Below are 14,595 nucleotides of genomic sequence, written 5' to 3'. Positions count from 1 at the left end.
ATAATGGGGACGATTGTGTATAAAATTCATGCGGTTTTTGTTAATTAGAAAAAAAAAAAAAAAAAAACGAAAATGTGTGGGGGGGGAGGGTTTGTGGGGGGGGGGGGGGGGGGGGGGGGGGTGGAGGCGGGGGGGTGCGGGCGGCTACGAACGACAGACGGTGGGAGGGGGCCGCCCCCCCCCCCCCCCCCCCCCCCCCCGCCAAGCTTCAGTACACCAACCGCTGCTGTTGCTGTTGCTCTAGCCCTTCAGCGGGTCCCGGGCCGCAGGCCCGGGCACCAAAACCCTACCGGTCGTCGCGCAGTTCGCCGCCCGGCAGGAACACCCACGTGCGGGTCACCTGCAGGATGTCGATCTCGTCCTCGGTCTTTGGCAATGGCGGGAACGGCTGCGCCAGCTTCACCACCCGCAGCGCCGCTTCATCCAGCAGCGGCGTCCCGCTTGAACGCAGAATGCGGCTGCTCTCCACGCTGCCATCGCGCCGCACGCCCACGCTGATCACCACTTGGCCGCCGAGCCGGCGCTGCCGGGCCTCGTCCGGATAATTCAGGTTGCCGACGCGCTCGGCACGGTCGACCCAGGCGCGCAGGTAATTGGCATAGGCATATTCACGCGTGCTGGCCGACACGAACTTGCGATTCGGGCGCTTGGCATACTGCGCCGAGCGCAGATGCACTTCGGCAGCCAGTCGCGCCATCTCCACATCGCGCTGCTCGCGTGCACTCAACGGCGCGTCCGGCTCGGGGCGTTCCGGGGTTGGCTGGGCCTGCGCCTGTGCCACCGTATCCTGTCCGTTGCGGCTGCTGACCACCCGTGCCTGCGGCGGCGGAACCGGGGCGGCCGATTGCTGTTGCTGCGGCACCGGGCTCAACCCGGACCGGGCCTGCGGCACGATGCCGGCCTGGTTGTCGCGCGGACGCTGTGCGCGGTCGTGCTCGCCACCGCCTTCCTGGTTGGCGGCGGCAAGGAAATCAGCCTGCTTTGGCGTCAGTGCGGTGCGCGTCTGGCTGAAGATCACTTCCAGCGTCGGCACCAGCGGAGCATCGCCCTTCACGGCGAAACCCACGCCCAGGATCAGCAGGGCGTGGACCAGCACCGACAGTGCGATGGTGGCCCCCAGCCGTTGCGCTTCGCGTGGCGGCGGGGGCAGAACGGCGGGTGCGGACGGCATCAGCGCAGGCCGGCCTCGAGCGCGTCGAACAGGGTGCCGGCAATGTTCAGGCCGTACTGCGCGTCGAGCTCGCGCACGCAGGTCGGGCTGGTCACGTTGACCTCGGTCAGGTAATCGCCGATCACGTCCAGGCCGACGAAGCGCATGCCACGACGCTTCATCTCCGGGCCAACCTGGCCGGCGATCCAGCGGTCACGCTCGCTCAGCGGGCGCCCTTCGCCACGGCCGCCGGCCGCCAGGTTGCCGCGGAACTCGTCACCCTGGGGAATGCGCGCCAGGCAGTAATCGACCGGTTCACCGTCGACCAGCAGGATGCGCTTGTCGCCGGCGGTGATGTCGGGAATGAACTTCTGGGCCAGCGCCAGCTTGCGGCCGCCGTCGGTCAGTGTCTCCAGGATCACGTTCAGGTTCGGATCGCCCTGGCCGCTGCGGAAAATCGAGCGGCCGCCCATGCCGTCCAGCGGCTTCAGCACGGCCTGGCCGTGTTCGAGGGCGAAGGCCTTCAGCGCCTTGGCATCGCGGCTGACCAGGGTCGGCGGGCAGCACTGCGGGAACAGCAGGGCTGCCAGCTTCTCGTTGTAGTCGCGCAGGCCCTGCGGGTTGTTGACCACGCAGGCACCGGCAGCGGCGGCCACGTCCAGCACCTGGGTGTCGTAGATGTACTCGGCGTCGACCGGCGGGTCCTTGCGCATCAGCACGATCTGGCCGGGCCCGAACTCGGTACGGCTGAACTCACCCAGCTCATACCAGCCGGCCGGGTCGTCGCGCACCTGCAGCGGCGCGGTCTGGGCCACCGCCACGCCACCTTCCAGGGCCAGTCCGCCCGGCCGCACGTAGTGCAGGGCATGGCCGCGGCGCTGGGCTTCCAGCAGCATGGCGAAGGTGGTGTCCTTGGCGATCTTGATGTGGGCGATGGGGTCCATCACCACGATGACGTTCAACGGCATGGGCGCACCTGTCAGGCAAGGCGTTGATGGTAGCGGCAACGCCGGTCGCGCGCCTCCCCGCCATACTGCAACGCAGCGTCCGCCCGGCGGTCGCGCACTCATTGCGAAACCCGTCACGTTCAGGAGGGGGCCATGCCCCGCGCCGTGGGGCGGCCTTGAAGCGGGCGCGGAAAGTGCGATATAGATACGCTTTCGCAGCGGCCCCCGCCAGAGATCGGGCCGTGCGCTTGGGGATAGGCAATGACTGAAAACACGACTGCGGGCGGGGAACTCGCAGGACTCCGGGTGATGGTCATCGATGACTCGAAGACCATCCGCAGGACTGCGGAAACGCTGCTCAAGCGCGAAGGCTGCGAGGTGGTCACCGCCACCGACGGCTTCGAAGCGCTTGCCAAGATCGCAGACCAGCAGCCGCAGATCATCTTCGTCGACATCATGATGCCGCGCCTGGACGGGTATCAGACCTGCGCGCTGATCAAGGGCAACCAGCTGTTCAAGGCGACCCCGGTCATCATGCTGTCGTCCAAGGATGGCCTGTTCGACAAGGCGCGGGGACGCATCGTCGGCTCGGAGCAGTACCTGACGAAGCCTTTCACGCGTGAAGAACTGCTGGGTGCCATCCGCACATACGTCAACGCCTGACCAGGGGGGAAAGGCACAATGGCTCGTATCGTCCTGATCGAGGATTCACCGACCGACCGCGCGGTGTTCACCCAGTGGCTGCGCCGTGCCGGCCACGAAGTGCTGGAAGCGGACAACGCCGAGGATGGCCTGCAGCTGGTCCGCGACCAGGTGCCGCAGCTGGTGCTGATGGACGTGGTCCTGCCCGGCATGAGCGGCTTCCAGGCGACCCGTGCGATGGCCCGTGATGCGGCGATCAAGCACATCCCGGTGATCATCGTCAGCACCAAGGCGATGGAAACCGACAAGGCCTGGGGCCTGCGCCAGGGCGCCGCCGATTACATCGTCAAGCCGCCGCGCGAGGATGAACTGATCGCGCGGATCAACGAACTGGTGGCCTGATGCGCTCGCCCTTCGACATCCTTGAAGCCTATGAACGGCGCAGCCTGGCCCATGCGGTGCAGCTGCCCGGAAAGCAGTTTGCCCAGGACCTGTGGCGTGGCGTGGGTTTCCGCGTCGGCCAGCGCCGGCTGGTGTCCGATTTCCGCGAAGTGGTGGAAATCGTACCGATGCCGCCGGTGACCCCGGTACCCTGTGCGCAGCCCTGGCTGCTGGGCGTGGGCAACCTGCGCGGCAACCTGTTCCCGGTGGTCGACCTGAAGTACTTCCTGGAAGGCACGCGCACCGTGCAGCAGGAAGGCCAGCGCGTGCTGATCATGCGCCAGGCCGGCGGCGACGTCGCACTGACCATCGATGAACTGTTCGGCCAGCGCAGCTTCGAGCTGGACCAGCAGATCGAAGCGGGCACGTTGGCCGAAGGCCGCTACGGGCATTTCGTCGATCGTGCTTTCCATGCCGACGGCCATGACTGGGGCGTGTTCTCGCTCTCGCTGCTGTCGCGCACCCCTGAATTCCGGCAAGCCGCGGCCTGAGGCCGGGCATCGCCCCCTGCATTGAAGATCGAGGTTGAACGATGAGTACTGCTTCGGACGCCACCAAGACCGGCAAGCTGCGGCTGGGCGGCAGCAACCTCTGGCTGTTCCTGCTGCTGGCATCGATGATCCTGTTCGGCGTCAACACCGGCGTCGCCACCTGGCAGGGCAGCCGCCTTGCCGACGCCGGCTCCAAGGCCGCCGACCTGCAGGTGCTGTCGCAGCAGCTGGCCAACCAGGGACGTGACGCGGTCGGCGGCAACGCCCAGGCCTTCACCGCCTTCAAGGCCACCCGCAACGCGATCGAGCAGAACGTGTCGACCCTGCAGGGACGCTACGGCAAGGAGCCGGGCGTAGCCGGTGCCATCGCCACCCTCGGCGAGACCTGGGCGCCGCTGGGCAAGCAGGCCGGGCAGCTGGTGGCCAGCGAACCGGCCGTGCTGGCGCTGGCCGGCAACGCGAACAACTTCACCGGCGCAGTGCCGGGCCTGCAGGCCCAGCTGAACGAGCTGGTGCGTGCGATGTCCGCTTCCGGCGCGCCGTCGTCGCAGGTGTACAGCGCGCTGCAGCAGGTTGTGGTGGCCGGTTCGATGGCCCGCCGCGTGACCGAAATGCGTGCCGGTGGCAGCGCCGCGGCGACCTCCGGCGATGCGCTGGCACGTGACATCACCGTGTTCTCGCAGGTGCTCGACGGCCTGCGCAACGGCAACGAGGAACTGGGCATCACCGCCGTGCGCGGTGCCGCCGCCGTGGCCGCGCTGGAACAGTCGCAGCAGAAGTGGGAAGCGATGAAGCAGGACGCCGACGCGATCCTGGCCAGCTCGCGCCAGCTGTTCGCGGCGCAGTCCGCTGCCACCGCGCTGGGCCAGGGTTCGGCCCACATGCTGGATGACAGCCGCAAGTTGTTCGACGCGTTCTCCTCGTTCGGCTCGGTATCCGACACCCGCCTGTTCCCGAACTTCTGGATTGGCGTGGTCTCCGGTGCGCTGTCGCTGATCGCGATCATCGGCTTCGTCTCCACCAACGTGCGCAGCCGCTCGCGCGAGCAGGAACTGCGCTACCAGACCCAGGTGGAATTCAACAGCCGCAACCAGCAGGCGATCATGCGGCTGCTGGACGAAATCTCCTCGCTCGGCGAGGGCGACCTGACGGTGAAGGCCTCGGTGACCGAGGACATGACCGGCGCGATCGCCGACGCGATCAACTACGCGGTCGACGAGCTGCGCCACCTGGTGACCACCATCAATGACACCTCGGCCAAGGTCGCGATGTCCACCCAGGAAACCCAGGCCACCGCCATGCAGCTGGCAGAGGCCGCAGGGCACCAGGCCAACCAGATCACCTCGGCTTCGGACCGCATCGGGGAGATCGCGGCGAGCATCGAGCAGGTGTCGCGCAACTCGGCCGAGTCGGCCGACGTGGCACAGCGCTCGGTGGTGATCGCTGCCGAAGGTGCCGGCGTGGTGCGCGAGACCATCCAGGGCATGGACCAGATCCGTGACCAGATCCAGGAAACCTCCAAGCGCATCAAGCGCCTGGGCGAGTCGTCGCAGGAAATCGGCTCGATCGTGGAACTGATCAACGACATCTCCGAGCAGACCAACATCCTGGCGTTGAACGCGGCGGTGCAGGCCGCGTCGGCCGGTGAAGCGGGCCGCGGTTTCGCGGTCGTGGCCGACGAAGTGCAGCGCCTGGCAGAACGCACCTCGGGTGCGACCCGACGCATCGAAAACCTGGTCCAGGCCATTCAGGCCGACACCAATGAAGCGGTCACCTCGATGGAGCAGACCACGGCCGAAGTGGTGTCTGGTGCGCGCCTGGCCGAGGACGCCGGTACCGCGCTGACCGAGATCGAACGCGTGTCAAACGCGCTGAACACCCTCATCAAGAACATCTCCATCGCCGCCCAGCAGCAGTCGGCCGCCGCCTCGGACATCACCCGCACCATGGGCGTGATCCGGCAGATCACCGGGCAGACCTCGCAGGGTGCCGGACAGACCGCCGAGTCGATCGGCCACCTCGCGCAGCTGGCGGCGGACCTGCGCCGTTCGGTCGCCGACTTCAAGCTGCCGGCGTGACGCGGGCAGGGCGGCGAGCAAGGAACCAGTCGATGAAGCATTTCCATTCCCCACGCCAGAACTCGCGCGGCCACCGCGCGGCGGCGAACGGAGCGCGTCCATGAGCAGTCTGCGCGATGCGATGAGCCACGCAGCGCTGGGCTGGGTAAAGCCCGAGCTGGACGAGACCCTGCGCCAGGTGCGCAACGAGGTCGAGTACTACGCCGAAGACCCGACCGATGCCAGCCGCATGCGCATCTGCGCCGGCTACCTGCACCAGGTGCAGGGCACCCTGCGCATGGTCGAGCTGTATGCCCCGGCGATGGTGGCCGAAGAACTGGAGCAGCTGGCCAATGCCATCGGCGCCGGTCGCGTGGCCGACCGTGATGAAGCCTGCGCAACCCTGATGCGTGGCAGCGTGCTGCTGCCCGACTATCTGGAACGCCTGCAGAACGGCCATCGCGACATTCCGATCGTGCTGATGCCGCTGCTCAACGAGATCCGTGCGTCGCGCGGCGAAGAAGGCGTCACTGACAGTGTGCTGCTGGCCTTTGCGCCGGAGAGCGTCACCGCCACCGAGGCCGAGCTGGACCATGCCCGTGGCAGCCTGAGCGGACGCAACCGTGAGCTGCTCGACACGGTCGGCAGTGCGGTGAAGGAAGAACTGCTGCGCATCAAGGATGCGCTTGACCTGCACCTGCGCACCGGTGGTGCGCCGGAACAGCTGCAGACCCAGGCCAACGAGCTCGGCGCCGTGGCCGATACGCTGGGCATGATGGGCCTGGGCGTGGCCCGCGGCGTGGTCGTGCAGCAGCGCGATGCGCTGCGCGGCGTGGTCGAAGGTCGCCAGCAGATTGACGAGAACCTGCTGCTGGATATTGCCGGTGCACTGCTGTACGTCGATGCCTCGCTGGACGACCAGGTTGCCCATCTGGGCGCCGGCGGCAGTGGCGAGGACGATCCGAGCGCGGTCGAGAACCGGCGCACGGTGGAGGTGCTGGCGCATGAAGCCATCGCCAACTTCGCCGCTGCCCGCGAGCATTTCGTCGCCTTCATCGAAACCAGCTGGAACCATGCCGAGCTGCAGGATGTACCACGCCTGCTGGGCGATGTGTCCGGCGCGCTGCGCATGCTCGACCTGGGTACCGCCGCCGATTACCTGCGCGGCGTGCAGCAGTACATCGAGGCCGAACTGATCGGCCGCCAGCGCGTGCCCAGTGGCCGCCAGCTGGACACCCTGGCCGATGCCATGGCCAGCCTGGAGTACTACCTGGAAGCCCTGCGCGACCGCCGCCCGGGCCGCGAGGACATCCTCGAAATCACCCGCAGCAGCCTCGAGGCTCTGCGCTACTGGCCGCTGCCGGAGCACAATGCCGTCGCGCCGGACGCGCCGGCACTGCTGCCGGTCGAACGTGAGCCGGTTGCGTTGCAGGCCGAGCCCCTGCAGCCGGAGCGCGTCGAGGTTCCGGTGCAGCCTGCGGCGCCCGCTGCCGGCGACGTGCCGGTGCCACTGCCGGACTTCACCTTCGATCCGCCGCCGGCCTCGCCGGCGCCGATGGTGTCCGACAACCGCCTGATGTTCGGCGCACTGGGCACCGTGGCCGCCGTGGCCGCCAGCAAGGCTGATATCGATGCTTCGCCGTCGCCGACGCACGACGATGCGGGGGCATCGCTGGTCTTCGCGGCGTCCAGCGCACCTGCGCCGGATGTCCCGCAGTGGGAGCTGGCGCCGTTCCATCCGGAGGCCGACGCCATCGTGCCTGCCGATGACGAGCGCAGCCCGACCTTCGCCAGTTTCGATCCGGTCAGCTTCGAACTGGCTGACAGCGGCCCCCCCGGTGCACCGCAGTGGTCGCTGTCCGAGGCGCCGCAGATGCTTGAGGACACCGCAGCGCCTGTGATCGATGAGAGGACGGACGCGGTGGATTCCTCCGCGACCGCTTTCGATGCTGCACCGGTATTCGACCCGGTGGCGGCCGAACAGGATGCCGTGGCCGACGACGTGGTGTTCCGCTTCGATGCCGACGCGCTGGACAACGCTGACGACGTGCTGTCGCTGCATGCGATGGAAACGCTGTCGCTGGACGATGACGCCGCGTTGCATCCTTCGCTGGAGATCGTCGATGCCGTCGTCCCGCCGCTGGCCGATGTATCGCCCGCAGTGCTGGCCGAGGTGGATGAGGCCCCGGATGACCTGCCGGCAACGTTGATCACGCCGCCGTCGATCGAAGCGCCCATCCCGGCAGCGGAAACCTCGGCGCCGGCCGTGTCGGTGATCGATATCGACACCATCGCGCCGATCGATTTCAGCGAGGCCGACGCCCAGTTCTTCGCCGAGTTGAGTGCGGCCGCTGCCGGCTTCAATCCACAGGCGATGGCCGCTGCGGCAGCGCCGGAGGCGGTGGATTCGGCCGTTGCCGGGACCGATGCCGACACCAATGCGGGCTTCGACGCTGGTTTCGACGACGATGCCGAGAACATCGACGAGGACATCCGCGAGGTGTTCCTGGAAGAGTTCGACGATGAGCTGGCCAATCTCGGCACGCTACTGCCGGCATGGCGGATGCAGCCGGACAACATGGACCGGCTGCGCCCGATCCGCCGCATCTTCCATACCCTCAAGGGCAGTGGCCGCCTGGTCGGCGCACGCACCCTGGGTGAGTTCGCGTGGAAGATCGAAGGCATGCTCAACCGCGTGCTGGATGGCAGCCGCGCTGCATCCCCCGCCGTGCTGGCGATGGTCGACAACGCGCATGCGGCGCTGCCCCAGCTGAACGCGGCGCTGCGCCATGGCCAGCGCATCAGCGTCGACCTGCAGGCCATGCAGGCCATCGCCGATCGTGTCGGTGCAGGCGAGGAAACCTACTACGTCCCCCTGCCTGGGGCCACTGCACCGGTTGCACCGGTGGCCGAAGCCGAGGGCGAAGACGAGATCAGCCGCATTCTCGACGCGGAGATTGCCGCTTCGGCGCTGGCCGATACCGCCGAGGAGGCCGAAACCACCGGCACGCCGGCCAACATCGACAGCGTGTTGCGCGAGATTCTCGAGGCCGAGGTGGAAGTCCACCAGGCCACCCTGCAGGACTGGCTGCGTTCGGCGCAGCAGGCACCGCAGCCGGTCAGCGACGCACTCCTGCGCGCAGTGCACACCATGAACGGCGCCTTCGCGATGACCGAAGTGCCCGAGATCACGGCTGTAACCGGCGGTGCCGAGTCCTACATCAAGCGTGCGCTGGCCGCCGAGGTGGTGCCGAATGATGAAGGCGTGGCCGCGCTGGATGCGACCGCGCAGGCGATCACCGCCACCATGGAAGCGCTGCAGGCCGAACAGCCGCGCATCGCACCGCAACAGGTACTGGCACAGCGCCTGCAGGCGCTGGCCAGCGAGTTGCCGGAAGCGCGCTGGCCGATGGTGGGCCTGGAGGACGACGAAGCCGAGCTGGCGCTGGATGACAAACCGACGGCGGAATGGGATGCGGACGCCTCGGCAGCCATCGCGCCTGAAACCGATGCGGTACCGCCTTCGTCCGTCGCGCCGGAGCAGGAACCGCAGGCAGTTGCCGATGTCGCCGAAGCCCCGGTCGAGGATGCTGCGATCGAGGGCGAGGGCGGGCTGGAGGTCGGTGAGCTGACCGCCAGCGACGATCTTTCGCGCTACTTCGATGCCGGATGGCCGTCGGTACCGGGTGAGGGAGCGGCGTCGCTACCGGTGGTCGAATCGATCCAGGTGGCCGACGATGTTCCGGGCGTTGAGGTAGACGGTGTCGAGACGGAGGCCGAAAGCGCGCCGCTGTTGGCCGACGATGCCGGTTTGACCGTCGTGGACGATCTGTCGCCGTACCTGGATGCCAGTGCGCTGCCGGTCGACGACCGCGATGCCGAAGAGATTCCGGATGCTGTCGAAGCCGTCGCATCTGACCTGAATGCGTCCTCGTTCGATCACGTGCACGTCGCTGACCCTGAGGCATTCGAGACGCCTGCTGCACTGCCACTCGACAGCGAGCTGTCGAGCCTGCAGGATGAAATGGCTGCGCCGGGGTTTGCAGAACCGGTCTCGCTGGACGCCGCGCTCGAGGCCGGCCTGCACGTGATCGACGAAGAGCAGCCCCTGGCCGACGACGGGCAATGGTCCGTGCTCGGCCTGCAGGCCAGCGAACTCGCGCCGGGCGAGGCGGAAGCCTTTGCCGAGGATGCGGACGTCGGCGGGGAGGCGGCGATCGGTGAAGGAGAGAGCGCCGATCAGCCGTCCCCGGCGACGGTGAATGAGAAGATCGCGGAGGCCGCAGCGCCGGCCACCGCCGAACCGGTGCGGTTCTTCGAACTGGAAGACGCGCCGGGCCAGGTGGAAGTCCACGCCGAAGCTGCCGATGCCGAGGCCGATACCGCGTCGGATGCCCCGGCCGTTGGCGTGCCTGACGCCGACGTGGCTGAAACCGTGGCACCCGACGTCCTTGACATCCCGGTGCCGGAAGACAGCGCCGATACGCTCGACTTCAGCGTCTACGATCGCGAGCTGGTCGACATCTTCGTCGAGGAAGGCAAGGACCTGCTCGACCACTGCGATGGCCTGATCAGCGAGCTGCGCGATGCGCCGCAGGACCGCGAGGTGCTGGCCGGCCTGCAGCGTGACCTGCATACCCTGAAGGGTGGCGCACGCATGGCCGGCATCAACGCCATCGGCGATCTTGGCCACAGCATCGAATCGTTGCTGGAAGCCGTCGCCGCTGGTCGCACCGAGATCGAACGCCGCGATGTGCAGTTGCTGGAGCGCGGATTCGATCGCCTGCACCAGCTGCTCACCCGCACCGGTGACCACCGCGTGGTGGAACCGGCGCAGGACCTGGTCCACGCGTTCGAAGTGCGTACCACCACCGATATCGCTGCGGCGGCTGCTGCAGCCGCAGCCGCAGCCAACGTGCCGAGCGTCGCAGAAGCCACTTCTGCACCGGTTGCCAGCCCGGCGCCGGCACTGCTCGACGCGCCGCTGTCGGCACCGCTGCCGGCCGAAGGCGTGGTCGATGAAGATCCGCTGGCACGCCCGCAGCAGGAACAGGTGCGCGTGCGCGCGGATCTGCTCGACCGCCTGGTCAACCATGCCGGTGAAGTGGCGATCTACCGCTCGCGCCTTGAGCAGCAGCTCGGCGCGTTCCGTGGTGCGATGGGCGAGCTGGAGCGCACCAACGCGCGACTGCGCGACCAGCTGCGCCGGCTCGACCTGGAAACCGAAGCGCAGATCGTCGCCCGCTACCAACGTGAGCAGGACCAGGCAGACCAGAAGTTCGATCCGCTGGAGCTGGACCGCTTCTCCACGCTGCAACAGCTCAGCCGTGCGCTGAACGAATCGGCGGCCGACCTTGGCGGCCTGCAAGGGGTGCTGGACGATCTGTCGCGCCAGTACGATTCGCTGCTGCAACAGCAGTCGCGCGTCAGCTCCGAGCTGCAGGACGGCCTGATGCGCGCGCGCATGGTGCCGTTTGATGGCCTGGTGCCGCGCCTGCGCCGCGTGGTCCGCCAGTCCGGCATGGATACCGGCAAGCAGGTGCACCTGACCCTGGAAGGCACCCACGGCGAACTGGACCGCAATGTTCTCGACCGCATGGTCGCGCCGCTCGAACACATGCTGCGCAACTCGGTGGCCCATGGCCTGGAAGCGCCGGAACAGCGCCGCGCCGCCGGCAAGCCGGAAGAGGGCGAAGTTGCCATCCGCCTGCACCGTGAAGGCTCGGAAATCGTGCTGGAAGTGGCCGATGACGGTGCCGGCCTCGATCGCGAAGCGATCCGCCGCCGCGCAATCGACCGTGGCCTGTTGGCCGCCGACGCGCAGCCGAACGATCAGGAACTGGACAACCTGATTTTCGCCTCCGGTTTCTCCACCGCCGACCAGGTCAGCCAGCTGGCCGGTCGTGGCGTGGGCATGGACGTGGTGCGCAACGAAGTGCGCCAGCTGGGCGGCTCGGTCGACATCCAGTCGGTGCGCGGCCAGGGCGTGCGCTTCACCCTGCGCCTGCCGCAGACGCTGGCCGTCACCCAGGCGGTGTTCGTGCAGATCGGCGAGACCACCTTCGCCGTGCCGGTGGCCTCGGTCAGCGGTATCGGCCGCCTGTCGCGCGAACGTTTCGAGGCCGCCGACAGCAGCTACCGCTACAGCGGCGAAGACTATCCGTTGTATGACCTCGGCAGCCTGGTCGGGCAGGCCCCGGCGCGTGCCGATGGCCAGGACCAGGTGCCGCTGTTGCTGGTCCGTGCCGGTGACCTGCGTGCAGCCGTGGCGATCGACCAGGTGCTGGGCAACCGCGAAATCGTGGTCAAGCCGGTCGGCCTGCAGATCGCATCGGTACCGGGCATCTACGGTGCCACCATCACCGGCGATGGCCGCGTGGTGGTGATCCTGGACGTCGCGCCGCTGGTGCGCCGCTTCCTGGCCAATCCGACGGCACCGGTGCTGGCCAATGCGCCGCGCGACGAACGCCAGGTGCCGCTGGTGATGGTGGTCGATGACTCGCTGACCATGCGCAAGGTGACCGGCCGCATCCTCGAGCGCCACAACTTCGAAGTCAGTGTCGCCCGCGATGGCGTGGAAGCACTGGAGCGGTTGGAAGAGCGCGTGCCGGACCTGATGTTGCTGGACATCGAGATGCCGCGCATGGACGGCTACGAGCTGGCCACTGTGATGCGTGCCGATCCGCGCTACAGGGATGTGCCGATCGTGATGATCACCTCGCGCAGCGGCGACAAGCACCGCCAGCGTGCCTTCGAGATCGGTGTCCAGCGTTATCTGGGCAAGCCGTACCAGGAACTGGACCTGATGCGTAACGTGTACGACCTGCTGGGGATCGCCCGTGTCCGTGAGTGAAACCCATCCGGCCCCGGCCGTCGCCCTGCTGGCCCGCCCCGGTGCGGCGCGTGAACGCCTGCGCGAGGCACTGGCGCATGCCGATGTACAGCTGGTCCTGGAAGATGATCCGAACGGCCTGGAGCCGCAGGTCCTGCAGGCCGCGGATCCGCAGTTCGTGGTGATCGCGCTGGAAGCTGCCATCGAGGACGCACTGGAACGGTTGGAATCCGCGCTCTCGGCACCGGGGCTGACCCTGGTGTTCGATGAGGCTGAGCTGGCCGCCCGCCGCGACGGCTGGGAGGCGCAACGTTGGGGGCGCCACCTGGCCGCCAAGCTGCACGGCCACCAGCAGGTGTTGCCGCCGGGCGCCGAAGAAGAGCCCAGCCTGCAGCTGGAGCCTGGTCATCCGGCGCCCGCGCCGGCGCCGCAGGAAGAAGCCCTGCGCACGCACCTGGAACAGGCGCTGAGCTGGGCCGATGACGTTCCGGCCGACGGCCTGTATTCGCCACCGGCAGACCTGCACGAACCGATCGCGCTGGAGCAGGCCCTGGCGGCGCTGCAGCCGGTCGTGCCCGAGCCTCTGGATCCGCCTTCGGCGCCGCAGGCACTGGCCGAACCGGCGGCGCCCGCGACACCGCCGGTCTCCTTCGATCACACCGCCTGGTCGCTGGTCGAGGAATCGATCGAAGCACCTGTATCGGCAGAAGCCGTGGCGCCGGTCGTCGCGCCGCAGCCCTCGTTCGATACCGATCATTTGAGCCTGGTCGATCTGGATGCCGCCGCCCCGGCCGGTGCGCGTGCCGCATCGCTGCTGGTGCTGGCCGGCATCGGTGGCCCGGATGCGTTGCGTCGCCTGCTCGGCGCACTGCCTGCGTCGTTGAGCGTGCCGGTGTTGGTGCACATGCGTCTGGATGGTGGCCGCTACGGCAACCTGGTCAAGCAGATGTCCCGTGTTTCGCCGTTGCCGGTGCAGCTGGCCGAGGCCGGCCAGCACGCGGTGCCGGGCGAGGTGCACGTGCTGGCCGATGATATCGGCGTGCGCGCGGCCAGCGATGGCCTGCATTTCCAGAGCGATGCCAACGGTATTTCGCTCGCTTCGCTGCCGGCCGAACACACCGCACTGGTGCTGCTCAGCGGTGCCGACCTGGCCCACGTAGGCCCGGCGCTGGACCTGGCGGCCGCCGGTGCGTGGGTGGCCGGGCAGGTGGGCGAGGGCTGCTATGACCCGGCGGCGGCCACCGCCGTGGTGGCTGCCGGCATGGTGGCCGGTGAACCGCAGGAACTGGCGCAGGCAATTGCCGCGCGCTGGGGTGAGCAGGACGACAACGGAGACGCACCATGAGCTATGCCAGCAATGACGAAATCCGCGGCGTCCTGATCCAGGCCGGCAACGAGCGCGTGCTGCTGCCCAATGCCACCGTGGCCGAAATGATGTCGCGCGTGCCGGTGCAGCCGGTCTCCGATGCGCCGCGCTGGCTGGTAGGCGAGATCGGCTGGCACGGCTGGCAGGTGCCGCTGGTGTCGTTCGCGCGCCTTTCGGGGCTGGGCGAAGAGACCGTGGCCGGCCACAACAAGGTGGTGGTGCTGAAGTCCCTCAGCGGCAACGCGCAGCGCCCGTACTACGCGCTGCTGACGCAGAACTTCCCGCAGCTGATCTCGGTGCCACGCGATGGCCTGCTGGCCGACGCCTCCGAAGAAACCCTGCCGCAGACCGTGCACATGCGCGTGCTGTTGGGTGAGCAGAGTGCGCTGCTGCCGAACCTGGACGCGTTGGAAGCGGCGCTGGATTCGCTCGCCGCCTGATCCACCAGACCGGTAGTGGGGGGGGGGGGGGGGGGGCCCCCGCGTCCCCCCCGGCTGGGCGCCGGGGCGGGGCCGGCCCCCCCCCCCCCCCTACGACCGCGCCCCCCCCCCCCCCCCCCCCCCCCCCCCCCCCCCCCCGCCCCGCCCGCCCGGCGGGCCCGCGCCGCGGGCCCCGCCCCCCGCCCCGACCCACCCCCCCCCCCCCAGCCCCCGGCCCGCGCGCGCCGCC

Annotated in this window: 9 protein-coding genes; 7 read left to right on the top strand and 2 right to left on the bottom strand. The window is 68.4% G+C overall.

Annotated features, from left to right (window positions below):
- Window positions 1-286: 286 nt before the first annotated feature.
- Together WDC87_RS20620 and gshB are read right to left on the bottom strand one after the other, a co-directional pair.
- The gene (locus WDC87_RS20620) at window positions 287-1,171 is read right to left on the bottom strand and encodes an energy transducer TonB (RefSeq protein ID WP_151354840.1); all 885 of its coding nucleotides are present in this window, start codon (window positions 1,169-1,171) and stop codon (window positions 287-289) included.
- Window positions 1,171-2,118 (bottom strand): glutathione synthase, encoded by a 948-nt coding sequence (gene gshB, locus WDC87_RS20615; protein WP_061478899.1) that lies wholly within the window; start codon window positions 2,116-2,118, stop codon window positions 1,171-1,173. The genes WDC87_RS20620 and gshB overlap by 1 nt, the downstream gene beginning before the upstream one ends.
- 240 nt (window positions 2,119-2,358) lie before the next feature.
- On the opposite strand from gshB, the gene pilG reads away from it, so the two are divergent.
- From pilG to WDC87_RS20580, 7 genes are all read left to right on the top strand, one after another.
- Window positions 2,359-2,760, top strand: a complete 402-nt coding sequence (pilG, locus tag WDC87_RS20610; RefSeq protein ID WP_005418455.1) for a twitching motility response regulator PilG — start codon at window positions 2,359-2,361, stop codon at window positions 2,758-2,760.
- 18 nt (window positions 2,761-2,778) lie between these two features.
- Window positions 2,779-3,141, top strand: a complete 363-nt coding sequence (locus WDC87_RS20605) for a response regulator (protein WP_005410717.1) — start codon at window positions 2,779-2,781, stop codon at window positions 3,139-3,141.
- Window positions 3,141-3,671 (top strand): chemotaxis protein CheW, encoded by a 531-nt coding sequence (locus WDC87_RS20600; protein WP_005418454.1) that lies wholly within the window; start codon window positions 3,141-3,143, stop codon window positions 3,669-3,671. The genes WDC87_RS20605 and WDC87_RS20600 overlap by 1 nt, the downstream gene beginning before the upstream one ends.
- A gap of 41 nt (window positions 3,672-3,712) precedes the next feature.
- Window positions 3,713-5,749: a methyl-accepting chemotaxis protein gene (locus tag WDC87_RS20595; RefSeq protein WP_049415562.1), complete on the top strand. Its 2,037-nt coding sequence runs from the start codon at window positions 3,713-3,715 to the stop codon at window positions 5,747-5,749.
- Window positions 5,750-5,849: 100 nt separating this feature from the next.
- Window positions 5,850-12,581, top strand: coding sequence for an Hpt domain-containing protein (locus tag WDC87_RS20590; RefSeq protein WP_188240733.1), 6,732 nt, complete (start codon window positions 5,850-5,852; stop codon window positions 12,579-12,581).
- A complete protein-coding gene (locus WDC87_RS20585) occupies window positions 12,568-13,905 on the top strand; it encodes a chemotaxis protein CheB (protein ID WP_088496837.1) in 1,338 nt (445 codons plus the stop codon). The genes WDC87_RS20590 and WDC87_RS20585 overlap by 14 nt, the downstream gene beginning before the upstream one ends.
- On the top strand, window positions 13,902-14,366 hold the full coding sequence (locus WDC87_RS20580; RefSeq protein ID WP_005418442.1) for a chemotaxis protein CheW: 465 nt from the start codon (window positions 13,902-13,904) through the stop codon (window positions 14,364-14,366). The genes WDC87_RS20585 and WDC87_RS20580 overlap by 4 nt, the downstream gene beginning before the upstream one ends.
- Window positions 14,367-14,595: the final 229 nt, after the last annotated feature.

This window comes from Stenotrophomonas maltophilia group sp. Smal12 (genome assembly GCF_037079935.1).
GTDB classification, from domain to species: Bacteria; Pseudomonadota; Gammaproteobacteria; order Xanthomonadales; family Xanthomonadaceae; genus Stenotrophomonas; species Stenotrophomonas sepilia.
Note: the sequence above shows the minus strand (reverse complement) of the source record. Positions and strands in the feature narration are given on the sequence as shown.